Source organism: Cupriavidus sp. 05N39, from assembly GCF_056397325.1.
This window is the reverse complement of sequence record NZ_JBFTNE010000035.1, coordinates 42,778-66,635: the sequence shown is the minus strand read 5'-3', so window position 1 is coordinate 66,635 and position 23,858 is coordinate 42,778. Positions and strand designations below refer to the sequence as shown.

Below are 23,858 nucleotides of genomic sequence, written 5' to 3'. Positions count from 1 at the left end.
GTCCAGGTCGACACGCTCCACCGTCCATGGCGCAGTCACGCCAAGCAGCTGCCGGTACAGTTCCACGCTGTCCATCGCACACCTCCTTACCAAGCCATGCGCGAAAGCGTACTACCTACCCACACGAAAGTCTGAAGAACCTAAAAAAAGATCCCGTACCCGCGGCTTGCCAGGTCAGCTTCGGTCGAAAGYCGTCACCTTGGGCATCACCACGGCAAGATAGTCGACCAGTGTACGTACTGCCGGCAGCAGGCCGGTGCGATAGGGAATCAGCGCCGTGATGCGAGCATCCGCGGCCATCCATTCGGGCAGGATCTGCCGCAGCGCGCCGACCCTCAGTTCGGCCTGGCAGACGTATCCGGGCAGTGCCGCAACGCCGATGTTGGCACAAGCGGCCTCTTTCAGCGAAATCAGGCTGTTGCTCTGGAATCTCGGGTCAATCGGCACCACGACGACGCGTTTGTCCGGCCCCTGCAGCTGCCACTGCTGCGCTCCCTTGCTGACCAGTGCGATGATCGAATGCGACGCCAATTCCTCCGGCTGTTCCGGTTGGGACACCCGTTCGAGATATTCCGGCCCTGCGAAGAGATACCACGGCGCGCGTGCGAGCGGACGCTGTACCAGATTGGAGTCCTGGAGCTGGCCCGTGTGGCCGCGGATCGCCAGATCGAATCCCTCTCCAACGATGTCCACCATCCTGTCCGTGGCGGTCTCGATGATTTTGACCTTGGGATGGTCGGACAGGAATGTGGACAACACGTGACGCAACGCAAACTGCGCAATCTCCGCGGCGATGGCTCAGCGTCGACTTGGGCAGCCTAAGCATCTCGCCGGCCGAGGTGAACCCGCCGCGGTCAACCACCTGTACGAAGTAATAGACGTCCTTCAGATCCAGCATTGCTTGGGGCGCGGATCATTGCCGGCGGTGGCAACGGTTCGGATGTGGGTGTGATCTTGATCCCCGATCATACCCCAGGGCGCGCATCCGCGGATCCGGGCAAACCTTGGCGCGCACCACTGCGCCGGCCCCGATCGTTCAGTTTTTCCTACACGTTCCGACAGCTTCAGTGATGCCAAGAAGCCCGACGACGACCACCTGGCCGTGGCCCGATTCCAGGGCCGCAGGGTGACACCGCTCGCGCATGCGTTGCACTGCGAGCAAGAACCCGTGGCAGCCTGAGAAAGCAAATGGGCGGAGATGCAGAGTCTCCGCCCATTCCCCTCCTGCCACAGGCACCGGCATTGATCGGTGCCTGTGGCAGGAGGACTACACCGGCACCGCCTCCCCGCAGCCGGCAATGACATGCATATAGCGCGAAGGCGGCATGGAATCGACAGTGGCCTGGACCGCTTCCGTGCACAGGGACGGACGCCTGGCCAGCGCATCAACATATCGCTCGACGTTGGGCAGGTTTTCCCACATCGACGCAAGCCCCAGATAAGCCATCCGAACCAGATTGACACCCCACAGCACATCGCCGAGCGAGAATGATTCCCCCCTGAGGTACGGTGACGACGAACCAAGCGCATGGTCGAGGTCCGTCAAGAGGCCCGCGACGTGCCGACGTGCGGCGCGCTGAAATGCCGCATCGTGGCAGACCGACTTGCCGCCCCGCTCCTTCGCGATCTTCGCGCGATAGGCCGCAATGAGCTCCGCATCGTCGGCATTGGCGTCAATCATGGCTTCGAGCGCCTTGATCTTGTAGTCGTAGACCGTTTCCATGGCCGTCTTGAGCGCTTCAGGCCGCAGGTCGGCATCGGGATGAAAGCCGTAGAGCAAGGTGCCGTTCGGGATCTGATCGACGATGCTCACCTGGTGCATCACCTGGGCACGCACATCGGCATCCTCCGGCACGAGATGAACGGGATCGCGCGACACCGCATCGAGATAGCAGCAGATCCGTCTGGAATCGGCAATGACACGGCCAGCCTCGTAGTCCACAAGCAACGGGACCGCGCAGGGATCAAAGCCTTCGGTCTCCACCGAAGTACGCCCGCTATAGYCGCTGACAAGTTCCCGCCCCACTTCCCGGCCTGCAAGCAACCGCAGTCGGACGTAGGGCGGATGGTAGTGCTCGGCTGGAACAACGCCATCAGGACCCATCGAACCGAGGATCATCATATTGTTCGAACGGTACGGCAACTGCTTCTCGAACAATACCGTGCGCACTTTCTGCGAGCAGAGTGAACTGGCCGCGTGGAACAGTTCGAAGCGCGGGTTGGCGTCACTACCCACGAGAGAGATTCGCGCGGGGTCCGCGATGGCGGYACGGGCACCGGCCGCCATATTCGTCAATTTGTCATGGCTCATTGCTGGTTTCCTGGCACTCAGGTTTGGCGCTATCGTTCATCGTTATCTCCTGTTCTTGGGTTGACGTCTAGCAACTCTTGTTGGCGGTGCCCGTTCGCAGCATCAGCTCCATCTGCTGTGCAATCTGCAGCAGCGCACCGTCGTCGCCGGGCTTCGCGACGATCTGCAAGGCAGCGGGAAGRCTGCGTTCGCCGGTCGCCAGGGGAATCGAAATGGCAGGAAATCCCGCGACATTGAACGGTGCCGTATAGGTCATCAGCGCCTCTCGGACCGTGCCGGTCCAAGCGCCAATGCTCACGGTACCGGCATCGAGATGCGGTGCGGTGCACGGGCATGTCGGCAGCACGAGATAGTCAACCGTCGACATCACCTCGTGCAGCCTTGTCGTGAAACTTCGCCTGGTCTGCTGGGCCGCCGCATAGGCGCGCAGGTCCATGGTTTCCGCGCGTTTCAGCCGGTCGACGGTTTCCGGATTGTAGTGCGTCGAGATACGGTCCCAGTCGTTGCGGCGGAAATGCTCGATGCCGCCTTCGATCAGGACGATGTTCGCGAAGGCACCGAATACCGCATCGAACAGGCCGGAAGTGCTGACGTTCACACAGGAAAAGACCTGCGCCAGCCGCTTCATCGCGCCATCAAATGCCGCTGCAATTTCCGGACTGAGTGGAACCGGTGCGATGTCACGAATGACGCCCAGCCGTGCGGACAGCCACGCATCGCTCTCGGGAACCCTGATGTCAATCGCATCGGCGAGCAACAGCACGTCGTCAACCTGCTCGCCGAGCAGGCCAACGTGGTCGCAAGTGGGCGCCAGGGGGAACACGCCGCGCGTGGATAACGTGCCGAGCGTGGGCTTGTATCCGACGACGCCGCACAGCGCGGCGGGAATCCGGACCGAGCCGCCGGTATCCGTGCCCACGCCCGCCATGATGGCACCGTGCGCAATCGCCGCCGCGGCGCCACCACTGGAACCCCCGGGTATGCGTGTATGGTCCAGCGGATTCAGGGTATCGCCAAACCTGGCGCTGGCGGTTGTCACGCCCCACGCGAATTCGTGGGTCGTGGTCTTGCCGATGATGATCGCGCCGCGCTCCACCAGAGTTCTCACGATGTCCGCATCGGCGGCTGGCACATGACCGAGATAGGCTGCGGAACCGTAGCGGGTCTCCATGCCCTTGGTGTCGATCAGATCCTTGACCGCAATGGGCAGTCCCTCCAGTGGCCGCGGCCGGCGTTCGCCATAGCGGCGGTCGCTTTCCGCTGCCGCCTTCAGGGCACGGTCCCAATCGATCGCCGAGAATGCATTGAGCAGCCGCTTGCTGGCTTCCGCGCGTTCGAGTGCCTGCTCCGTCAATGCCGTCGCGGTGAATTGCCGCGTGGCAAGGGCATCCAGCGCGTTGCGCAAGCCCATGGAATGCGGGGCCGTCGTTCGGGATGGGCGTCGGATGCCGTGCTGGTCGAGCGACCCGACAGCCGTCGGAAGTATGTCGTGGCCAGAGAAGATCGCATCTCGTGGCTGGCAGTTCAACTGGTTCATGTATTCCACTCCAGGGTGACGTTGCGGTTGGCTTATCCCTGGTTGGAAACGATAGTTGATCGGCTCGGCCTTGGAAGCTGGCTGGCGCCGAACGCAGCGTCCATGAATATGGAACGCCCGGCGGGACACACGGGGCGTGGCCCGCATGGCTTTGGAGGCAGAGGAGGTAGTGCCGGGTCAGCGGCCGTCGAATGCGGTGACCTTGGGCAGCTCTACGGCGAGGAAATCGACCAGCGACCGCACGGCGGGAAGCAGTCCGGTCCGATACGGCATGAGGGCCGAGATGCGCGCATCCGCGGCGATCCAGCCCGGCAGGACTTGCCGCAGCACGCCAGCCTGCAGCTCGGACCGGCAGATATACCCGGGCAGGGCTGCCACGCCAACGTTGGCGCAGGCTGCCTCCTTCAGGGACATCATGCTGTTGCTCTGGAATCTTGGCTCGATCGGGATGGTGACGAGCGTGCCGTCGGGGCCTCGCAGTTGCCACTGCAGCGGCCCTTTGCGCACCATCGAGACGATGGCATGGGATGCAAGTTGCTCCGGCTCCTCCAGGAGTGGCCTCCGTTCGAGGTAGTCGGCACCCGCAAACAGGTACCATGGCGCCCTGACGATGGGCCGTTGGACCAGGTTGGAATCCTGCAGTGCCGAGGTATGTCCGCGCAGCGCCAGGTCGAAGCCCTCGCCGACAACGTCGACGAGCCTGTCCGTGGCGATTTCCACGATGCTGACCTTGGGATGGCTGCTCAGGAACGTCGGCAGGACCTGGCGTAGCGCAAACTGCGCAAGCTCGACCGCTACCGTCACGCGAATGATCCCGCTGGGTTCCGCGAGCCTCTGGCGCATCGCCTGTTCCGCGACGTCGGCGCTCTGCAGCAAGGCGACAGCGTACTGGTAGAACTCAGCGCCTACGTCGGTCAAGGCAAACTGGCGCGAGGTCCGGTTGATCAAGCGGACGCCCAGCGAAGCCTCCAGCTCCTTGACCCTGTGACTTAACGTGGACTTGGGCAGCCCCAGGCTGTTGCCGGCAGACGTAAAGCCACCGCGGTCGACCACTTGCACGAAGTGAAAAACGTCTTTCAGGTCCAGCATCTGGCTGCCTTGGTAGCGGTTGGGTTGGGTTGGGTTGGGTTGGGTCAATGGTGTGTGCTTTCCATCGATGGTACTGCAAGGGGTGCGCGCAGTGCCACGGTCGAACACCCCCCAATGACCGCCATTGCCGTGGCAGGCGCCCGCTCGCGCCACGACCGTCAATGCGCCCGAACCCCACCGATCGCGGCAAACTTGGCAGAAAACGACACCACGTCGCCGTAGACTACGAGCGAACGCATGCGCAGCTTGCCGGGTTCGGCAAGCTGCGTATTCGCTTCGAACGTCGCCTCATTCCGATCAAAGAGGGAAACACGGTTCAACCCAGAACTTGTTGCCTTGCGGCCGATTCTGCACGGCGAACTCGCGCTGATACTTGAGCACAATGCCTGCCGCCGGCGACCACATGTATCGTAGTTGCGGCCCGACTGCGACAGATTTTCCGCGAAACCCATCCGCTCCTACGGGCACGCCGTTGACTTTGTCATCGGTGAACTGTTTCAGGAGGTATCCTTGAAGTCCGAGCTGGAACTTGCTGTTAAGCGAATATCCAACAACATATTCAAGTGCTGCAACAGCGCCAGAGTGATGTCGAGTCGCCGAGTTCGGTGAACTGATCTCTACGAGCGTGGTGGTGGAGACTTCAACTGCGGGCGTGGGGAACCATGTGGTACTGATGTGCGGTATTAGCGCATATACATTCCGACCAGTGTTCGCCACTCGGTTGGCGGAGTAGGACCCGCTCGGCACTGCGACATTGGTGGCGAGGAAGGCGAAGAATGTTCGCGATGGATTTGAATAATCAATGAGCCACGGCTCAAGAATGATGTCTCCAATTCCATAGCGCTTGCCGCTGCCGCCTGGCGTTTCCAGCCCAAGATGAACGAGCGGGACGATTGCACCACTGGACACAGTAAAGGGGCCGAATGTGGTGCCCCATGTGTGAACGACACGCGGGGCGTCAGCAAACGTGTTCAAGTGGAAGCCGGGAACGAGACTTCCTCCATGCGGGCCAGCGAATTTTCCGGCATTGTAGTAAAGCGTGTAGTTATAGAACTGGGTTTCACCAGGCGGTGGCAAGATTCCATTCAATACGGTATTGACGCCAACAGGGTAACTGGTCTGGCCATTCTCGGTTGCCTCAACCTTCGAGGCGAGCCAGCATGCGAGCGCAACAACCGTCAAAAATCTCGCGGGCACTTTAATCATGTCTCCTCCGTCTCTTTATTCTCTTTTTCGGCTGAGGGCTCCGGGCATCCGCATCAGCCGGTTAAGCGCGCCTACGCTAACTATTCGACATCTCCGCAACTTGCCGAGACTCGCTAACGATGGCTATCGCTTCTTCGTGCTTTTCCAGGTCAAGGAGCGACCCGGACGGTTCCGGGGGTCAGCAATCGACGAACGAGACGAACTCGTCCAGTTCCAGCTTGCTAAGCGCCATGTTGTTTTCCGGAATATTGTTGTCTGCATAGCCGAGTGACATTCCGGCCACGACCATCTCCTCGTCGGGAATGGCGAGGCCTTCACGAAGCACTGCCGATTGCAGCGACCAGATCTGCTGCGGGCAGGTATCCAGCCCCCGGGCGCGCGCGGCCAGCATGATGTTCTGGAGAAAGCAGCCGTAGCAGATGAAGCTGGCCCATTCCAGGCGCCGGTCCATGGTGAAGATCAGTCCCACTGGCGCATCGAAGAACCGGAACTGCCGTTCGACGTCGCGCCGGCGCCCGACGATATCGCTCCTGTGCACGCCCTGCGCATCGCCCAGCATCCCGCGAAACGTATTGAAGCGCGACGAGAATGGTGCCGGCAATTCCTTTGGAAAGAACGGGTAGTCGGGAGCCAGTCCCTCAGGATCGGCGCGATACGCCTCGACCGCGGCTCCCGCAATCTTCTCGCGAGCCTTTCCGGTCAGTACATAGCAGCGCCAGGGCTGCGTGTTGCTCGAACTCGGCGCGTATTTCGCGACCGACAGGATGTCCCTGACAGTCTCGAGCGGCACCGGCTGGTCAAGGAAGCCGCGCTTGCTGTGGCGTCCGCGAATCAGCGCTTCTGTAATCTGGATTGCCTCCATCTTCATGTCTCCGTTCTCGTGGTGGGGGTCGCTACGGTGGAAAGGATCATAGACACGTCCCCTGCCTTGTGAAGACGGCAAAACTTGAAAGCTTCGTCCGGAAACAACGAACGACAGGCCCCCGTACGCACATGTGCGGCGTCCAAAATCCTGGACGCTCCGTTCTCAAATCCCGCGCGCACGCGCGAACCCGATTCGCCTATCTTCCTACTCGGGATCGGAGCCCCCGATCGCATACGAAAACATGGTGGAGAAGTGGAATGAACCAGTTGAAATGCTTGCCGCAGGAAGAGATTGTCTGGGGACACGGAGTGCTGCAAACCGTCGCCCCCTCCATGGGGAACTACGGCATCCGCCGTCCGATGACGTTCACCGTGGAATTCCTTGAGGCCTTGAACCGCGAGTACCTGCAGCCTGCCATCGGCGACGGCGTGGGCACCTTCACCGGCCTGCCGCCGCATGTGCCCGATTTCGCCGTACGCGACGGACTGCGTGCCTGCATCGAGGCCAATGCGGGATCGATCATCGCCCTCGGCGGCGGCTCTGTACTCGACGCCGCAAAGGCAGTCTCCTACCAGCATTTCCAGCAGACAGGCCGCTACCTGCCCATTGCCGCGATTCCGACGACCCTGTCGGGTTCGGAGTTCTCCCACTACTTCGGCGTGACGGAAACGGACGGTCCCCGGAAGTTCAAGCGCAGTTATGCCGTGCGCGAAACGACGCCCAGGCTGGTGGTGATCGACCCCCGGATGATTGTCGACACGCCACGTATGCTGCTGCTGAGTTCGGCCATCAAGGGGATCGACCATGCGGTGGAAGGCATGCGCCGGGTCGGCGTGGACCACCCACACGCCATCCAGGCCGCCAGGGGCGTGGAGCGCTTTCTTGCCGTGCTGGAGAAGTGGCCGCGCAAGCTCGAAACGCCCGAGGCCATCGCGGGCGGCCACGTGTCGACCGACGACCTTTTGCAGCTTCAGCTCGCCGCGTGGCAGTGTTACTTCTATCCTGCTTCGGTCATCTACGGCCTGAGCCATCGCATCGGGCACATCCTCGGCGGGACGTTTGGGGTACCGCACAGCGTGACATCGTGCATTGCGCTGGCGCCCGTCATCCGCGCCTGCGCCGACGCCTATGGCCGAAAGCTCGAGATTTTTTCCACGGACCGTGGCATCCGCACGCCCGCCGCATTCCTCGCTGACCGCATTGAGGCAGCCGTGGACGCACTGGAATTGCCGAGCCGGCTAGGCGACCTCGATTTCGATCGGGCGAAGCTTCCCGAGATGGCGGCCCTGCTCAAGCAGAACTATCCCTCCGAGGTCGGCGACCTTGGCGAGGATGCCGGCGCGAAGCTGGATGCGCTGTTGGAGAGCCTGTGGTAATGACCGGCCGGCCATCCGACACCTTCCCGCATCCCGTCGGCCTGCGCCACGCGCTCGATGCCCTGGCCAGTCGTCAGATCACCGCAACAGGCCTGACGCAGATGGAGTCGATGCAGCGGACCGTCGCCGTTCCACAAAACTTGCCTGACCCTACCACCACCACGAGGAGACCAAAGTGAACGATACCGTCAAGCCCGCATCCCCGGTGCCGGCCGGAACGCCAGCCGGGCATACGCCATACAGTGACTGGTTACAGACAGACGTGCTCCACTCGCTGCAGCACCCGGTCAGCGACCATCCCGGCGAGCACGCCTGGATCGTATCGGCGCAGGTGTCCGAGCTGTACTGGATGCTGATCATCAAGGAAATACAAGCCGCGCAGGCGCAATTGCGTGCCGATGACCTGATCGGGGCCTGCCGGACGCTGCGGCGCGTCGTCGCCCACCACGAGCCGCTCAATGCCACATGGCGCTCCATCGCGTGGATGACGCCTGTCGACCTGCTCGCCATCCTGTCCTGCGTTGGCCCGAAGTACGGCAAGGACACCGCCCTCCAGGGCTGGACGTACCGGCAGATGGTCTACCTGCTCGGCATCAAGCAGGGGGAGCACCTGCAGCACTTCCTGCCGCAGCCCCGGCGCTGGGCACAACTCAGCAAGGCGCTGGCAGAGCCGAGCCTGTATGACGACGTGCTCGCCCACCTGAGCCGCAAGGGCTTCACCGTGCCGGCGGTGGTACTCGACCGCGATTTCAGTGTGCCCTACACGCCGGACAAGGTGGTCGAGAACGTCTGGCGCGAGGTCTACGCCGACCCGGAAGAGCACCGGGAGCTGCAGCAGCTCGGCGAGACGCTGGCCGACATCGCCGAGGGATTCTCCGCGTGGAAGCACCTGCACCTGATGGCAACGCGCCGGACGTTCGGCGCCCGGCCGGCCTACTTCGGCACCGAGGGCATTGCCTGGCTTCTGCCGACCATGAACGAGATCCCGTTCCCGGAACTCTGGTCTGCGCGCGGCTTCATCGGCGATCCGCCCGCGGTATGTCCGCACGCTCGCGGACAGGGAAATGCCCGGGCCACGGAGTGACGTGCTCAAGACGGTCATGGAAACGGTCTACGATCACAAAATCGCGGCGCTCGAGTCCATGATCGTCAACCATGCCGGGGATGCAGGACCTGTTGCCGCCTGTCGCACCAGGATCGCGAAGGAACGAGGCGGCATTGCGGTCCGCCGCGATGCCGCATGCCAGCGGACCGCACGCCATCACGTTGAAGGCGTGTTGAAGGCACTGGACCGCACGCCGCGTTCCGCGCCAGCCCTGTATCTCGCGGGATGCGCGTTCGCCCTTGGCGATGTGCTTTGGGTTGTTAACCTGGTGCGGCTGGCGTATCTGGGGTTCATGTCGATATGGGACGACCTGCTACCGCCATCGCGCCGGATCGATGCCATGGCAAGCTGCGTGGAGACTGCGCCAGCCTGAGCGGTTGCCATCGTGTCATCGGCCTGTGGCGATGCAGGAATCGGGCGGAGACTGCGAGTCTCCGCCCCTTTTTACGATTAGGCTTTTACTTTCAGGCTGCCACGGGCTGCGGCTGGACGTGCAAGGCGCGGGCGACGGTCGTCACCCTGCGGCCCTGGAACCGAGCAACCGCCAGGTGATCGTCGTCGGGCTTCACGGCGTCACGGTGCGAGACGTGAGTCGCGCCGTACGGGGTGCCGGCCTTGAACATCGCCGCGTCGGCATAGCCCAGCGGCACGATGATCAGGCCCAGGTGCGCCATGGGCGCGTAGGTCGCCAGCAGCGTGGCTTCATTGCCGCCGTGGCGCGAGGACGTCGAGCCGAAGACCGAGCCCACCTTGCCATTCAGTTTTCCCGCGAACCAGAGGCCGCCGAGCCCGTCGATATACGCCTTGAGTTCGGCCGAGATCGACCCGAACCGCGTCGGCGTGCCGAACACGATGGCGTCAGCCCACTCAGCATCGGCTTCGGTCGGCGCCTCGTATTTCGCGTTCATCTCCGTGGCGTTCTCGAGCCAGCCCGGCGCCTGTCGCATGACGTCGGGGCCGACAACCTCCCGCACACGCCGCATGCGGACTTCTGCGCCAGCCTCGAGGGCCCCCTCGGCGACAGCCTTGGCCAGCATCTCGGTGGAACTGTTTCGTGAGTAGAAAACAATCAGTACTTTCGGTTTTTGCATGGTGATCCCCGGCAACGTCATACAGAGATGGGCTCGAGCCGGCCCAGCAGCTCGTCCTTGCGATCCGCCAGCCAGGGCGGGAGCTGAAATTCCTCGCCAAAATGGCCTGGCTCTTCATCGATCGCGAAGCCGATGTCGGTGGTGGTCGCCTCGAACATCACGCCGCCGGGCATCTTGAAGTACATCGAGCGGAAGTAGTTGCGGTGCACCGATTCGGACGTATCGATGTAACCCAGGGCAAACATTCTCTCCTTCAGGATCGCCTGCTGCTCCACGTTGTCCACCGCGAAGGCCACATGGTGGACCGTGCCTTCGCCGTAGATCGACGAACCCTGGTGCCGGTCCGGCTCATGCAGGAACTCGACGATCATGCCCGGGCGGCCGTTGTACGTCTCGAAGCGGTAGTAGGATCCCGCCTGGCCTGCGTACCGGAAACCGATCGCTTCGCTCATGAAGCGGATCGATTCGGCGACTTCCCGCAGCGACAGCGTGATGCTGTGGACGCCGCGGATGGCATGGGCTTCGGGGATATCGCTGGCCACGCAAGCCGGACGCGAATCGAGATCCGTTTCGACGAGATCGAACTCGATGCCGCACGGATGTTGGAACCGCTGGCGGCGCTCTCCGAAGCGCTCGACGATCTCGCTGTCATATGGCACATCCATGGCATCGAAGCGGCGGCGCCAGAATTCGAGCGAGCCCTTGGGAACCGAGTAGTTGATGACCCGCACCTGGCCCGATCCCGGACGCGCCATGACGCCCCGCTGCCGGAACGGGAACGACGTCACAAGGGTCCCTGGATCGCCATTCGCGTTGCCATAGTAAAGGTGGTAGATGGGATCCTCGCCGTCGAGAAGCACGGTCTTCTTCACGAGGCTCTGCCCGAGCAGCTTGACGTAGAAGTCCACATCCTCCTGTGCGTGCCTCACGCCGAGGGTCAGATGATGAAATCCCTTGAGCATTAACATTGTCCTCTCCAGTTTGAAATAGGCATGTAGAAACAGCGCATAGCCGCTCCTGTGCAACAGCTTATGACGGCAGATACCGATTGGGCAGCCGTCACGGGTTGTACGCAGGGTTCTGCAAACTTGGACAATGCCGCCCTGTGAGGCGCGGTGCTCGAGGTGGCGCGGGATGCAATTCCCGACGCTGTCGGGACGCAGACGCGGCAGGGCACCAAGGTTTGCCCGAGTGTCGGTGTGCGCCAGCGTTGGAGTACGATCGGGCGTCACCCGCTTACCCCCGCAAAAGTCGCCGGCACCGGAATGGCCGGCGAGTCCCCATGCCATGCTCGATCTGAAGGATCTAGTGAGCCCGTCAAGATCCCTCCTAGCTTGCTTGAGTAGCGTCGCGGTCGCACGGTTGCATGAAGCTGGTGGCCTTCTGCGCAGCCTAGCTGAACAGCACGCCATTGTTGGCGAGGATGCCAATCTTGTAGCCCCACAGATAAGCGTAGCCGCATACCAGCGTGGTGCCGTAGTCGGGCTTGTATTCATGGAACAAACTTCCGTCGACCAGGCGCGCGATCACCTCACGCATGTCGAACTGCTTCTTGATGTCGTCGGGAATGATCCCTTATAGCTCCTCTGATTTCGCGTGCCAGCGCGATGCGGTTTCTGAGTCAACGGCGTAGTCGGCCGTACCCGAGATGCGCGTGTGCACATCCGCGCCGCCCAGTTCGGCCGCGCTGATGTATTCGCCGGTGGCGGCCTTTACCAGCGGCGGGCCATCCAGTGCGATCTTGAGCGCGCGGATGGATTTTTTTGCGCCGAGCAGATAGACAGCACCACCCTTGATGGTGCTGTCGTTGGCCAGCACCATGACTTCGCGGCCGTTGACCACGCCGATGCCGGAGACCACGCCGGTGCCCTTGATGTGCGCGTCATACTTGGCATGATTGGCAGCGAGCGGTGACAACTCCAGGAACGGGGTGCCGGGATCCAGCAGCAAGTCCAAGCGCTCGCGCACCAGCAGCTTGCCCTGGTCGCGTAGGCGCTTGATGTCGCGCTCCGGCCGGTGATGGCGGACGTCCTGCATCATCCCCAGGAATTCCGCGCGCACGCGCAGGTTGTGCGCACGGTTGGCCTGGAAACTCTCTGAACGCGTGTTGATACGGGATTCGATGCGGCGCATGCTTACTCCTTCCCTGCTTCGAGCCGCACCAGCAACGCGTCCGGTCGAACAAGTCACCCTTTGCACAGGGAATTTCCGCGACCATGCCATCGCCGGCCGCTTCCAGCGGTGAGTTGCATTTTCATACTCTCGATCACGATCATGGTTTGCCCCGCGCTCACGCGCTCGCCGACGGCTTTGCGTTCCGGGAACTGGGCCGCGTCATCCGCACGCTGTTCTTGCTGAAGTACCTGAACGAGCCGGAGCTCCGGCGTACCATTCATGCCACGACGAACAAGAGTGAGCAGTTCAATGACTTCGCGCAGTGGTTGATGTTTGGTGGCGACGGGATCATCGCCGAAAATCTGCGGCACGAACAGCGCAAGGTGATCAAGTACAACCAACTGGTCGCCAACATGGTCATCCTCCACAACGTTCAGTGCCTCCATGCTCACCGCGGCCTACCATATGCTCCACGATGGCGTTGAGTACGCCGCCTTGGTTCCGTTACTTCGACCGCCATCATGTCGACAAGACCACCCGTCGCCTGCTCAAACGCCTCGCCGATCTCGGCTGTCAAGTGGATCCGATGCCTCATGCTGTTTAGCGCTTCTTACTAGTGAGATTCACTCGTTGAGCCAACCGCGCGCGGCGCTGCTGGCCTTCGGCGTGGCGGCGCTCGCGTATAACGTACTGAGCGTGATTGCGAGTGCGGTGAGAATCCGGCATGAACTGGATACCAGCGACATCGAGCTCTCACCGTATTACCTAGCCAGCGAAATCCGGGCAACTTTTGCTGGCATGATGATCGCGGTGCCGCCCGAGGTGTGGCAGGCGTATGACCTCCTCACCCCAGCTCAGGTCGGTCGCGAGTTGATCAAGATCGCGGCGCACGTTGATCCCCGCGCGATGCGCAAACATACGCGGGGACCGAAAGCACCGAAGAAGAAAGGCTATATGGCCGGATGCGTAGCACTGCGGCATGTTTCTACCGCCCGTGTCATCAAGACTGGACGTGTCGTTTAATCACCTTGAGAGGGGTGGCTCCAAGAGGGCGGCAACGCGGAAGAACCGCCGTTGTAGCCGCCACGACCGCCTTGCAGCGCACGGCCCCGGGCGCTCAGCGTTGCGCCATCARCATGTAGTCTACCGTCAGGTTGGACAGCGCGCGCACGCCGTTGATCAGGGCCGGCTCATCCACATGGAACTCGGGTGAGTGGTTGGAGGCCGCCTTGCTCACATCCTGGCCCTTGGGCGTCACGCCGAGGTAGAAGAACAGCCCCGGCACCTTCTCCTGGTAGAACGAGAAGTCCTCCGATTCGCTCCGCTTGGGCGCGATCATCCAATTGCCTTCGCCAGCCACCCGCTGCAAAGTGGCCGCCATCTTCTCGGTGAGGGCCGGCTGGTTGATGGTGGCGTTGTACAGCTCCACCACGCGGAAGTTGGCCTCGGCGCCAGCGCTGGTTGCCATGGCCTCGGTGGTGCGCTTCATGCGGGCATGGATGTCTTTCTTCATGCCTTCGTCATAGGTGCGGATGGTGCCCATCATCTCGACCTTCTCCGGCACGATATTCATGCGGTTGCCGCCGTGGATGGTACCCACGGTGATCACCGACGGCTCCAGCATGGCATCGACCTGGCGGCTCTGGATGGTCTGCAGGCCCATCACGATCTGCGACGCCACCACGATCGGGTCGATTCCGCCCCACGGACGCCCACCGTGCGCCTGACGGCCCTTGACGTCGATCCAGAACTGGTCGGCCGCCGCCATCGACGCACCGCTGCGCCAGCCGAGCTTGCCGGATTCCATGCCGCTGGTAACGTGCAGGCCGAAGATGGCATCGACCTTCGGGTTATCCAGCACGCCTTCGGACACCATTTGCTTGGCGCCCCACATATTGGAGCCGTTGGGTTCGAAGTCTGCCGGACTTTCCTCGGCCGGCTGGAAGATGAATTTGACCGTGCCCGGGAGCTGATCCTTCATGCCGGCGAGCACCTCGGCTGCCGCCATCAGTATCGCCACGTGGGTGTCATGGCCGCAGGCGTGCATCACGTCGACTTCCTTGCCCAAGTACAGACCCTTGGCCTTGGACGCGAACGACACATCGCCCCGTTCCTTGATCGGCAGTGCATCCATGTCGGCGCGCAGCGCCACCACCGGGCCAGGCTTGCCGCCCTTGAGCACGCCCACCACACCGGTCTTGGCTACGCCCGTCTCCACTTCCATGCCCAGCTTGCGCAGGTGGTCGGCGACAAGCTCCGCGGTGCGGGTCTCGTAGTTGCCGAGTTCCGGATGCTGGTGGATGTCGCGGCGCCAGGCGATGAGCTGGGTTTCGACGGCCTTGGCGCGCGTTTCGATCTGTACGTGCAGGGTGTCGGCGCTGGCAGGGGCCGGCGCGGTCTGCGCCAGCGCGGCGTTGCAGAGCAGGCCGGCGGCGAGTGCGACGCTGGCGAGAGCAATGAGGGTGGTGGAACGGGATGCGGTGTGACGGACAGCCATGCGGGATCTCCTTCGTTGTTGTTGGGTTGATGCAGGCAGTGTTGCGGGATGCAGGTGCAGTCTGCCGCGAGAAAAGCTGCTGGCTTTCTTCCCTCCTTGCTGCGTTTTCATGCGAATACCTCCATATCGTTATCTGAGCCTTTTCTGTCGTGTGCCGTCCATTCCTCCTCCTGTGCACTACCTTGGCCAATCCGAATCAGCGCCCTCGACAGGCCCGCGCCGGCGGGAAGTGGCACCCGGGTCCCGCAAAATGATGATCGTCATATCGCGAAGCGAAGAAACAGCGATATCGCAAGAAGATGCCGCCATGTCCATGCCGCAGTTCCATGACGATCCCTCTATCTCGACCACTAATGTATCCGCTGTCTACATGCTAGACAGGGTAACCGGCAGGGTCAAGGAAGATCACGCCACCCTCCCCTCGATGCTATCCCTAAGGGCAAGATTGGGAGTGCGGGATACGCGTCACTGCGCGTTGACATCCAGAAAGAATTGGATGCCATGATAATCATAATGCTATATATTGCAGAGGCAAATAGGCTCTTGAACTCTTCCCACCCTGACCATGCGTTATTCACACGACCAAAAAGCCGAAACCCACAAGCACATCGTCAAGGCGGCTTCGACGCAATTCCGCAAGCACGGTGTCAATGGCATCGGCGTGGCGCAGTTGATGAAGAGCGCCGGTATGACGCACGGCGGCTTCTACGCTCACTTCGAGTCGAAGGACGCCTTGATTGCCGAGGCAATCGATGCCGCCTTCGACCAGACCATGGGGTTGCTCGATCAGGCAGCGCGAGCCGCGCCGCCCCCTGAGCGCAAGGGCGCCATCGTTCGCGCCTATGTAAACAAGAAGCACCGCGACAACCCTGGATCGGGTTGCGCGATCGCGGCGCTCGGCACGGATGTTTCCCGCCTTGACGCCAAGACGCGGCTGCGCTTCGAGGCGCGGGTCGCGTCGCTGATCGAACTGGTCGCGGGGGGGGATGATGAGGCTTCGCGCAAGGATGCGATCGTCACGCTCGCTTCGATGGTTGGCGGCCTCGTGCTGGCCCGCGCCGTCCGCTCGGAAGCGCTGTCCGCGGAGATCGTGGACGCTCTCCAGTCATCGCTGTAGCGCAGCGGCCTGCGGCCAAGCCAAGGCGAAATGCGTCGCGTCCGTTGCACGCGCCGCGGCGAGTCAGGGGACTGGGATGGGTTGGCGCTAATATGGAGGCCTGACGACACCGCGAACCGCACTGATGACCACTTCCACGACCCGCCCAACCCGCCCGGCTCGCCCGGCTCGCCAAARCTATCACCATGGCAATCTGCGGGAAGAAATGATCCGCTGCGGCAGGGAGATCCTGGCCGACAAGGGCGTCCACGGACTGACGCTGCGCTCCGCGGCCAAGCTCGCGGGGGTTTCCCACGGCGCGCCGCGCAACCAGTTTGCCGACAAGGAGGGCCTGCTGGCCGCCATCGCCGCCGAAGGATTCCGTGAACTGGTTGCCGTGCGCCGGGCCCGGCTGTCGCCTGAGATGACTGCCGAGGCGCGGCTGCTCACCGTCATGGACGGCTACATCGAGTTCGCCGTCAGGAATCCGGCCCTCTTCTACCTGATGTTCGGGCCGCAGATCGAAGATAAGGAAAAGTATCCCGAGCTGCTCGAAGCAGGCAATGCGTCTTACCAGCTCTTGTCCGGCGCGGTCCAGGACTACTTCCGGGAGAACCACCTGGCTGAGCAGTTCGATGACATGATGGTGCGCTCCGCATGGTCGGCCATGCACGGCGTCAGCATGTTCTTCAGTGCCAAGCCGACCGGACCGAGCCCACGTCCGAAAGTCGCGCTCGCGCAATGGCGGCAGAGCGTCCAGCAGTTCGTGCTGACCGGTCTGCTGGCGGCAGGGAAGAAGAAGGCGGCGGCAGTCGCTTCGGATACGGCCGCAAGCAAGCCAAGGGCAAGGCCACGCAGCGCCGTGCAGTCGTAGCCCTCCCGGCGTTGCAACACTTCAGCCCCGTGGTTCGAGGGCTTCGAGAAGCGCCCGCTTCAGCATGACCCTGCCCAGCTGAAGCCGGTATGGGCCATCCGCAAAGTTGTCTTCCAGCGGGGTCACGTTGGCGAATGCCGCCTCGACGATGGCGTCGGCCTTATCCCTAATGTCGGTGAAGTTGCCTTCCAGCAATGTCTCCGCCGCCGTTGCGCGGAATGCCGTGTCGGCGACGCCGGTGATACCGATCCGCCCCCAGGCGTAGCTATCGTTGACCACGCCGATCGCGACCGCTGCAGCGGCCACCGCGTAACCTGACGAAGGATGCCTGAACTTGCGGTATGCGACCCGCGTTGCGGCCGGCAATAACACATGGATACGCGTCAGGACTTCGTCTGGCTGCACGACCGAAGACATGAAGTCGACAAAGAACTCATGCGCGGGGATGCGCCTCGTGCCTTGTGCGCCCGCTATCTCCATCTCGGCTCCGGCCGCAAGCACTACAGCCGGCCAGTCGGCCGAAGGGTCGGCGTGCACGAGCGCTCCGCCGATCGTCCCGCGGTTCCTGACCGTCGGATCGGCAATCACGCTCGCGGCGAGCGGAAACAGCGGTGCCAGCTGCTTAAGTTCCGAGCTCGCTTCCAGTTCGGCGTGCGTCGTCGCGCTGCCGATCGAGATGCCATCCTGATGTACCGCGATGCCACGGAGTTCAGGCAGGCGGCCGATATCGACCAGTAAGGCCGGCCTGGCCAGTCTCAGTTTCATCATCGGCAGCAGCGTATGGCCGCCGGCAAGGATCTTGGCGTCGGGGTTCTGCGCCAGCACGGAGATCGCCTGTTGCACACTGCCCACCCTGAGGTACTCGACTTCGTAGGGAATCATGTCGCACTCCGGCTCGTCTCGTGAATCGCACGCCAGATCTTTGGCGGCGTTAGGGGCATATCGAGATGGGATATGCCGAATGGCTTCAATGCATCGCATACCGCCGCGACGATCGCGGGCGGCGCCCCTACGCAACCGGCCTCACCGATCCCCTTCGCGCCCAGCGGGTTGGACGGCGCCGGAGAAACGTGGAAACCGGTGCGCATGCGAGGTATCTGCTCGATGCGCGGGAATCCATAGTCGAGCAGCGAACCCGAAAGCAGTTGCCCGGCCTCGTCATATTTGGCCTCTTCGAACAAGGCCTGGCCGATGCCTTGCGCGATCCCGCCGTGCATCTGGCCGTGGCAGAGCATGGGATTGATCATGACGCCAACGTCATCCACCGCCACATAGTCGAGAATCGTCACCGTGCCGGTCTCCGCATCGACCTCCACGACAACTGCATGGCAACCGTTCGGCGCTCCCAGGGCGGCCGGCTCATAGAAAACGCGTTCATCCAGGCCGGCTTCAACGTCCCTCGGCAGCTTGTGCGCAAGATATGCCATTCTTGCGACCCGCGCAAAGGGAATAACGGTGGGGTTGGCTGCGCTTGTGAACTGGCCATCCGCATAGTGAACCTCCTCTTCAGGAACCTCCAGCATGAGACCGGCAATCCGGCGTGCTTTTGCCAGGATTTTGCTCGCCGCCATATAGGCAGCGCTTCCCCCTACGGGCATTGACCGCGAATTGAAGGTGCCATGGCCCGCCAGCACGCGGTCGGTGTCGCCCTGAACGACATCGATATCGTCCATCGGCAGTTGCAGGACCTCCGCGACGATCTGCGCAAAGCTCGTGGCGTGGCCGTGGCCTTGCGGCATCGATCCGCTGAAAAGCGTGACCTTGCCATCGGAATGCACGCGGACATGCGCGCTCTCCCAGCCGCCCCGGTCGAAGCCGACCTTCTCCAGCATCGGCGAAATGCCCATTCCTACGAGCTCGAGATAGCAGATCACCCCGATGCCGATGTATTTACCCTGCTTACGCAGCGTCGCTTGCTCTTCCCGCCAACGCTGGTAGCCGATCAGCTTGGTCGCCTTGGTCAGGCAGGCCTCGTAGTCGCCGGAGTCCCATTTGCCGCGCGCGCCGTCGTGTGGCTGGTAAGGGAACTGATCCGCCCGCACCAGGTTGCGGCGTCGCAGTTCGACCGGATCGATGTCGAGTTCCCCGGCCACCGCATCCATCAGCCGCTCGATGATATAGGCGGCTTCCGGCCGTCCGGCGCCCCGATAAGCGTCGACCGGCGTGGTGTTGGTCGTCACCAGATGGACCTCCGTGTCGACCGACGATATCTGGTAGTTTCCCGTGATGTAGTTGGCCGTGTTGATGGTAGGGATGCCGGTCGCCATATTGGAGAGATAGGCGCCGAGATTGGCGAACGATCGCAACCTGATTCCCAGCACCTTGCCGTCCCTGGTGACAGGTGCTTCCACGTATTCCGTATGCGCACGGCCGTGCGTGGTCGCAACATGGTTCTCGCTGCGCGTCTCGGTCCAGCTGACCGGAAGGCCGAAGTGCCGGGATGCGAACGCCACCAGCACCTCTTCCGCATAGAAGTGCATTTTCGCGCCGAAGCCGCCGCCGATATCCGGCGCCACCAGCCGGATCCGGTGTTCCGGCCACCTGAGCGTTTCCGCCAGCCAACGCCGCGACATATGCGGGACCTGCGTGGGGACGATAAACGTCAGGCGCTCTTCAATGGGATCGAAGTTCGCACAAAGGGCCCGAGGCTCAAGGGGACTGGGTATCAGCCGCTGGTTGACCAGCCGGATCGACACGACCCGGTCAGCTTGCTTCACCGCCTCCTCGTAGTTGCCACCCTTTTGCCGGAAGACGCCAATGCGATTGCCGGGGACATTGTCGTGGAGCTGGGGCGCCGACGCAGTCAGCGCAGCTTCCGCGTCGACGACTGTCGGAAGCTCCTCGTAGTCGACCGTGACAAGCTCGGCGGCATCCGCCGCGATCTCGCGCGTCTGTGCCACCACCAACGCCACGGCCTCTCCGGCGTATCGCACGCGGTCGGCGGCAAGGGGAGGATGCGGCGGCACCTTCGAGTTGCCCACGACCCAGTTCGGCCGGATGTCGCCGACCTTGCCCCGGAGGTCGGCGTAGGTCAGTACGCCGATCACGCCAGGCAGTGCCCGCGCGTCCGCCGTATCGATGCCGCGTACGTTGGCGTGAGCAAAGGGCGACCTGACGAAGGCCGCGAAGACCATTCCCGGGAACTGATGGTCATCGGTGAACTTGCCCCGACCGCTCATCAACCGCTTGTCTTCACGGCGCCTGACGGACTTGCCGATGTACTTGGTCGCACTACCGTTCTGTGCTTCGCTCATCTCAATCCTCCTCACGGGAAGCGGACTGCAGCCTCGTCGCGGCGAGCAGCACTGCGTCGACAATGTTTTGGTACCCGGTGCAGCGGCACAGGTTGCCGTGCAGCGCTTCCCTGACTTCGTGTTCGGAAGGCGCTGCCTGATGTGCAAGGAGCGCGCGTGCCGCAAGCAGCATTCCCGGGGTACAGAATCCACACTGGAGACCATGCAGCTCGTTGAAGGCTTCCTTCAGGACGGTCGTCGTGTGATCGTTGTCCATCCCTTCGATAGTATGGAGCTCGCAGCCATCGGTCTGGGCAGCAAGTACGGTGCACGACTTCGCGGTCGTTCCGTCGATCAGCACCGTGCAGGCGCCGCACTGCGAGGTGTCACAACCGATGTGGACGCCGGTCAGGCGTTTCTGGTCCCGCAGCAAATGCACCAGGAGCCGCCTCGGCTCGATCTCTGTTGTGCCGCTCACGCCATTGATAGTGTTCTCTATTTTCACTGTCGCCTCTGTGTCTCCGTTTGCCCCGCCGGCATCAGCGCCGGGCTTCACAGTCATAGTATTATGATTATCATACTATGGAAGAAAAAAAAGAGCTGATCTTCCCTGGCCGGCCGAGCCTAGTCAGGGGACGACGCAAGGGAGCTGCCCCCACCTTCCTCAAGACTCACCAGCTTTTCAAAGCGGGAAAAGAACTCCGCTAGGAACTTGTTCGCCACGGCGCCGACCAGGCGGGATCCGATCTGTGCCAGTTTCCCTCCCATCTGCGCTGCGGCAACGTAATGCAGGGCCGTGCCGCCTTCGACGACTTCCAGCCGGACGTCGGCGCCCAGCTTGCCGAAGCCCGCGATGCCACCACTGCCGCTGCCCTCGATGTGATAACCAATGCCCTCCCTGTGGTCGGAGAAGCGGGCCGTGCCCTTGAAACGCGCCTTGATCGGCCCGACAGCGGCGACGATTACCGCGTCATAGCCGCCGTCATCGCCCTGCAGGTATTGCTCGCATCCCGGCAAGCATTGCTGGAACGTAGCCGGATCATTCAACCGCTTCCAGACCTCTTCCCTGGACGCCTTGATGACTGTTTCACCAGTGAATTCCAATTTCTACCCCTCCGTTTTGTATCGCCCCTTTCGGCCCAACGTCAATATAGTCAGTGTCTATATCCTAGAGAGCGTGTTGGGGACCGTCAAGAGATGGGGAGGCAGGTAAACCCGAACAATGCTCACGAATTCTTGACGTTGCCAAGTTCGCCCGCCTACGATGTAGACAGTGGATACACTGAGCGGGCGCAAAGAGAATTTTGGACAAAGCGGCGCGGCAAGGTACCTGAAACGTTCATCGCTGCCGTCTGTTCGTTCGTTCCAATGAATGATGCACCGTTTAATGTATCCACCGTCTATATTTGACCTGGCAGACTGAGGGTGTCTGCATCCATCCACACCAAAGGAGAATCCATGTCTCGCGCAGTAATCGTTTCGTATGCCCGCACCCCGATCGGCAAAGCCAGCCGAGGCGCATTCAACATGACCCATGGGGCGACCATGGCAGGCCACGTCATCCACCATGCCGTCGAGCGCGCGGGAATCGACGGCGGGGAAGTCGAAGACATCATCTTTGGCTGCGGCCAACCCATCGCCGCCACCGGTGGCAACGTTGCCCGCGCAGGCGGCATCCGCGCTGGACTGCCCGTGTCCGTGAGCGGCACCACGCTGACTCGCTTMTGTGCGTCCGGCCTGCAGGCGGTCGCCTTTGCCGCGCAGCGCGTCTTGATCGACAAGGTGCCGGTGATGGTGGCGGGCGGCGTCGAGTCCATCAGCCTGTCGCAGCCGGTCACGCTCAAGGTCGCCCAGCAAGAGGCCTGGCTCGCACAGAATCGCCCCGATGTCTATCTACACATGATCGATACCGCGGAGATCCTAGCCAAGCGCTATGGCATGTCGCGAGAGCGCGCCGACGAGTTCTCGGTGCGTAGCCAGCAGTTGACCGTCGAAGCACAGAAGGCAGGCCGTTTCGCTGAAGAGATTGTTTCCCTCGCATCAATCAAGTCAGTGACAAACAAGGAGACCGGCGAGACCTCCATGGTGGATTTCCTGCTCGAGGCTGACGAAGGTGCCCGCGCCGACACCACGCTGGAAAAGCTGCGCGTGCTGCCCGCCGTGAAGGGCGAGGGTTACCAGGTCACGGCCGGAAATTCCAGCCAGTTGTCGGACGGCGCCGCGGCGCTGGTCGTGATGTCTGAGCGCGAAGCGGAACGGCGCGGCCTCGAACCCCTGGGGTATTTCGTGAGCCTGGCCACCGCGGGCGTCGAGCCGGACGAAATGGGTGTCGGCCCGGTCCGTGCGGTCCCGCGCCTGCTGGAGCGCAACGAGCTCTCCATCGACGACATCGACCTGTGGGAACTCAACGAGGCGTTCGGTTGCCAGGCGCTGTATTGCATCGACCAACTGGGCTTGCCGCTGGAGCGCGTCAACGTCAACGGCGGCGCCATCGCCATCGGTCATCCGTATGGCATGACTGGCGCACGCCAGGTCGGCCATATCCTGCTCGAAGGGCGTCGCCGCAAGGCCAAGTATGGCGTCGTGACCATGTGCGCAGCCGGCGGCATGGGCGCAGCCGGGCTCTTCGAGTTCATTCACTGAACGAACCCCAAAAAACAGGAGACACCAGATGAGCAATATCACCGAGTACGAAACCGTCTTCGTGGACCGGGACGGCCCCTGTGCCGTCGTCACCATGAATCGGCTGGAGAAGTACAACGCCCTCAACACAACACTTCGCACTGACCTATACGCGGCGCTGTCCTCGCTGATGGCCGACCGGACCGTTCGCGGCATCGTCCTCTGGGGCGGTACCAAGGCGTTCGTCGCCGGGGGCGACATTCCCGAGATGCTCGCACGCCGCCCGATCGAGGCCTTCGTCCCGACCAGCGGTGCGCCCGACCTGTGGGCGCTGATTCACCACAGCACCATCCCCGTGATCGCAGCCATTGCAGGACCGTGCTTTGGGGGCGGCCTGGAGCTGGCCATGGCGTGCGACCTGCGCGTGGCCGCGGACAATGCCCTGCTCGGCCAGACCGAAACGAACGTAGGCCTGATTCCGGGGCGTGGCGGCACCCAACGGCTGACCCGGCTGGTCGGGGCAACACGCGCCAAGGAAATGATCTTTACCGGCGAAATCATCAAGGCGGACGAGGCTTACCGCATCGGACTCGTCAACAAGGTGGTGCCCGCCAGCCAGGTGCTGGAGGAAGCGAAGACCTATGTGCAACGCATCGCCGAGAAATCGCCGCACTCCATTGCCATGGCCAAGCTGATGATCAACAACGGCCAGGACGCGAATCTCGAAACGGCGCTGATGCTGGAGCAGCTTGCCTTTGCCACGCTGTTCAGCACTGACGATATGCACGAAGGCGGCGAGGCGTTCCTGAACAAGCGCCGTCCAGTCTACCAGGGAACCTGA

Annotated in this window: 21 protein-coding genes and 4 pseudogenes; 10 read left to right on the top strand and 15 right to left on the bottom strand. The window is 62.4% G+C overall.

All coding sequences use genetic code 11. The features are described from left to right. Nucleotides 1–174: 174 nt before the first annotated feature. From AC1DN0_RS18280 to AC1DN0_RS18265, 4 genes are all read right to left on the bottom strand, one after another. On the bottom strand, nt 175–756 hold the full coding sequence (locus AC1DN0_RS18280; RefSeq protein ID WP_477145891.1) for a substrate binding domain-containing protein: 582 nt from the start codon (nt 754–756) through the stop codon (nt 175–177). 511 nt (nt 757–1,267) lie between these two features. Continuing rightward, nucleotides 1,268–2,311, bottom strand: a complete 1,044-nt coding sequence (locus tag AC1DN0_RS18275; RefSeq protein WP_477145890.1) for a glutathione S-transferase family protein — start codon at nt 2,309–2,311, stop codon at nt 1,268–1,270. Between the two features lie 67 nt (nt 2,312–2,378). After that, nucleotides 2,379–3,995, bottom strand: coding sequence for an amidase (locus AC1DN0_RS18270; protein ID WP_477145889.1), 1,617 nt, complete (start codon nt 3,993–3,995; stop codon nt 2,379–2,381). A 30-nt stretch (nt 3,996–4,025) separates the two neighbouring features. Further along, nucleotides 4,026–4,937, bottom strand: coding sequence for a LysR substrate-binding domain-containing protein (locus AC1DN0_RS18265; protein ID WP_441629683.1), 912 nt, complete (start codon nt 4,935–4,937; stop codon nt 4,026–4,028). A gap of 128 nt (nt 4,938–5,065) precedes the next feature. Between AC1DN0_RS18265 and AC1DN0_RS18260 the strand changes: the two are divergent. Beyond that, a pseudogene (locus tag AC1DN0_RS18260) lies at nt 5,066–5,227 on the top strand (IS5/IS1182 family transposase); the annotation flags it as partial. 7 nt (nt 5,228–5,234) lie between these two features. Here the strand turns inward: AC1DN0_RS18260 and AC1DN0_RS18255 are convergent. Further along, entirely contained in the window at nt 5,235–6,143 is a 909-nt protein-coding gene (locus AC1DN0_RS18255; RefSeq protein WP_441629675.1) for a SphA family protein, read from the bottom strand. Nucleotides 6,144–6,321: 178 nt separating this feature from the next. Then, nucleotides 6,322–7,005: a nitroreductase gene (locus tag AC1DN0_RS18250; protein WP_441629682.1), complete on the bottom strand. Its 684-nt coding sequence runs from the start codon at nt 7,003–7,005 to the stop codon at nt 6,322–6,324. A 260-nt stretch (nt 7,006–7,265) separates the two neighbouring features. Here AC1DN0_RS18250 and AC1DN0_RS18245 point away from each other — a divergent pair, with 260 nt between their 5' ends. The 3 genes from AC1DN0_RS18245 to AC1DN0_RS18235 all read left to right on the top strand — a co-directional run bounded on the left by AC1DN0_RS18245 (nt 7,266) and on the right by AC1DN0_RS18235 (nt 9,862). Continuing rightward, the gene (locus AC1DN0_RS18245) at nt 7,266–8,384 is read left to right on the top strand and encodes an iron-containing alcohol dehydrogenase (protein ID WP_441629674.1); all 1,119 of its coding nucleotides are present in this window, start codon (nt 7,266–7,268) and stop codon (nt 8,382–8,384) included. 175 nt (nt 8,385–8,559) lie between these two features. Continuing rightward, nucleotides 8,560–9,468, top strand: a complete 909-nt coding sequence (locus tag AC1DN0_RS18240) for a tryptophan 2,3-dioxygenase (RefSeq protein ID WP_441629673.1) — start codon at nt 8,560–8,562, stop codon at nt 9,466–9,468. Between the two features lies 1 nt (nt 9,469). Beyond that, nucleotides 9,470–9,862 carry a hypothetical protein gene (locus tag AC1DN0_RS18235; RefSeq protein WP_441629672.1) on the top strand — a complete coding sequence of 131 codons (393 nt, stop codon included), beginning with the start codon at nt 9,470–9,472 and terminating at the stop codon, nt 9,860–9,862. A gap of 91 nt (nt 9,863–9,953) precedes the next feature. Here the strand turns inward: AC1DN0_RS18235 and wrbA are convergent, their stop codons facing one another. The 4 genes and pseudogenes from wrbA to AC1DN0_RS18215 form a co-directional block, all read right to left on the bottom strand. Next, nucleotides 9,954–10,580, bottom strand: coding sequence for an NAD(P)H:quinone oxidoreductase (gene wrbA, locus AC1DN0_RS18230; RefSeq protein ID WP_441629671.1), 627 nt, complete (start codon nt 10,578–10,580; stop codon nt 9,954–9,956). Nucleotides 10,581–10,597: 17 nt separating this feature from the next. Continuing rightward, on the bottom strand, nt 10,598–11,548 hold the full coding sequence (locus AC1DN0_RS18225) for a ring-cleaving dioxygenase (protein ID WP_477145892.1): 951 nt from the start codon (nt 11,546–11,548) through the stop codon (nt 10,598–10,600). 427 nt (nt 11,549–11,975) lie between these two features. Then, nucleotides 11,976–12,320 (bottom strand): annotated as a pseudogene (locus AC1DN0_RS18220) (carboxyl transferase domain-containing protein); the annotation flags it as partial. A gap of 15 nt (nt 12,321–12,335) precedes the next feature. Then, a pseudogene (locus tag AC1DN0_RS18215) lies at nt 12,336–12,617 on the bottom strand (carboxyl transferase domain-containing protein); the annotation flags it as partial. A gap of 272 nt (nt 12,618–12,889) precedes the next feature. On the opposite strand from AC1DN0_RS18215, the pseudogene AC1DN0_RS18210 reads away from it, so the two are divergent. After that, a pseudogene (locus AC1DN0_RS18210) lies at nt 12,890–13,132 on the top strand (Tn3 family transposase); the annotation flags it as partial. Nucleotides 13,133–13,325: 193 nt separating this feature from the next. Continuing rightward, complete coding sequence (locus AC1DN0_RS18205) at nt 13,326–13,718, top strand: hypothetical protein (protein WP_441629670.1); 393 nt, start codon at nt 13,326–13,328, stop codon at nt 13,716–13,718. A gap of 94 nt (nt 13,719–13,812) precedes the next feature. Here the strand turns inward: AC1DN0_RS18205 and AC1DN0_RS18200 are convergent, their stop codons facing one another. Continuing rightward, nucleotides 13,813–15,192 carry an amidohydrolase gene (locus AC1DN0_RS18200; protein WP_477103858.1) on the bottom strand — a complete coding sequence of 460 codons (1,380 nt, stop codon included), beginning with the start codon at nt 15,190–15,192 and terminating at the stop codon, nt 13,813–13,815. A gap of 565 nt (nt 15,193–15,757) precedes the next feature. On the opposite strand from AC1DN0_RS18200, the gene AC1DN0_RS18195 reads away from it, so the two are divergent. Together AC1DN0_RS18195 and AC1DN0_RS18190 are read left to right on the top strand one after the other, a co-directional pair. Beyond that, entirely contained in the window at nt 15,758–16,309 is a 552-nt protein-coding gene (locus AC1DN0_RS18195; protein ID WP_441629668.1) for a TetR/AcrR family transcriptional regulator, read from the top strand. 124 nt (nt 16,310–16,433) lie between these two features. Next, entirely contained in the window at nt 16,434–17,162 is a 729-nt protein-coding gene (locus tag AC1DN0_RS18190) for a TetR/AcrR family transcriptional regulator (protein WP_477145888.1), read from the top strand. 21 nt (nt 17,163–17,183) lie between these two features. On the opposite strand, the gene AC1DN0_RS18185 is transcribed toward AC1DN0_RS18190, so the two are convergent. From AC1DN0_RS18185 to AC1DN0_RS18170, 4 genes are all read right to left on the bottom strand, one after another. Beyond that, nucleotides 17,184–18,044, bottom strand: a complete 861-nt coding sequence (locus AC1DN0_RS18185) for an FAD binding domain-containing protein (RefSeq protein ID WP_441629666.1) — start codon at nt 18,042–18,044, stop codon at nt 17,184–17,186. After that, complete coding sequence (locus AC1DN0_RS18180) at nt 18,041–20,416, bottom strand: xanthine dehydrogenase family protein molybdopterin-binding subunit (protein ID WP_441629665.1); 2,376 nt, start codon at nt 20,414–20,416, stop codon at nt 18,041–18,043. Before AC1DN0_RS18180 ends, AC1DN0_RS18185 begins: the two co-directional genes overlap by 4 nt. 1 nt (nt 20,417) lies before the next feature. After that, on the bottom strand, nt 20,418–20,957 hold the full coding sequence (locus AC1DN0_RS18175; RefSeq protein ID WP_477143402.1) for a 2Fe-2S iron-sulfur cluster-binding protein: 540 nt from the start codon (nt 20,955–20,957) through the stop codon (nt 20,418–20,420). 62 nt (nt 20,958–21,019) lie between these two features. Beyond that, entirely contained in the window at nt 21,020–21,499 is a 480-nt protein-coding gene (locus tag AC1DN0_RS18170) for an SRPBCC family protein (RefSeq protein ID WP_441629663.1), read from the bottom strand. 354 nt (nt 21,500–21,853) lie between these two features. Between AC1DN0_RS18170 and AC1DN0_RS18165 the strand changes: the two genes are divergently transcribed. Both AC1DN0_RS18165 and AC1DN0_RS18160 read left to right on the top strand, forming a co-directional pair. Further along, entirely contained in the window at nt 21,854–23,038 is a 1,185-nt protein-coding gene (locus AC1DN0_RS18165) for an acetyl-CoA C-acyltransferase (RefSeq protein WP_477145887.1), read from the top strand. A 28-nt stretch (nt 23,039–23,066) separates the two neighbouring features. After that, nucleotides 23,067–23,858 (top strand): enoyl-CoA hydratase/isomerase family protein, encoded by a 792-nt coding sequence (locus tag AC1DN0_RS18160; RefSeq protein ID WP_441629661.1) that lies wholly within the window; start codon nt 23,067–23,069, stop codon nt 23,856–23,858.

Coding starts and splice junctions, on each gene's coding strand:
- AC1DN0_RS18265 (WP_441629683.1), bottom strand. CDS start 4,937: ATGCTGGACCTGAAAGACGTTTTTCACTTCGTGCAAGTGGTCGACCGC.
- AC1DN0_RS18255 (WP_441629675.1), bottom strand. CDS start 6,143: ATGATTAAAGTGCCCGCGAGATTTTTGACGGTTGTTGCGCTCGCATGC.
- AC1DN0_RS18250 (WP_441629682.1), bottom strand. CDS start 7,005: ATGGAGGCAATCCAGATTACAGAAGCGCTGATTCGCGGACGCCACAGC.
- AC1DN0_RS18245 (WP_441629674.1), top strand. CDS start 7,266: ATGAACCAGTTGAAATGCTTGCCGCAGGAAGAGATTGTCTGGGGACAC.
- wrbA (WP_441629671.1), bottom strand. CDS start 10,580: ATGCAAAAACCGAAAGTACTGATTGTTTTCTACTCACGAAACAGTTCC.
- AC1DN0_RS18225 (WP_477145892.1), bottom strand. CDS start 11,548: ATGTTAATGCTCAAGGGATTTCATCATCTGACCCTCGGCGTGAGGCAC.
- AC1DN0_RS18195 (WP_441629668.1), top strand. CDS start 15,758: ATGCGTTATTCACACGACCAAAAAGCCGAAACCCACAAGCACATCGTC.
- AC1DN0_RS18185 (WP_441629666.1), bottom strand. CDS start 18,044: ATGATTCCCTACGAAGTCGAGTACCTCAGGGTGGGCAGTGTGCAACAG.
- AC1DN0_RS18180 (WP_441629665.1), bottom strand. CDS start 20,416: ATGAGCGAAGCACAGAACGGTAGTGCGACCAAGTACATCGGCAAGTCC.
- AC1DN0_RS18175 (WP_477143402.1), bottom strand. CDS start 20,957: ATGACTGTGAAGCCCGGCGCTGATGCCGGCGGGGCAAACGGAGACACA.
- AC1DN0_RS18160 (WP_441629661.1), top strand. CDS start 23,067: ATGAGCAATATCACCGAGTACGAAACCGTCTTCGTGGACCGGGACGGC.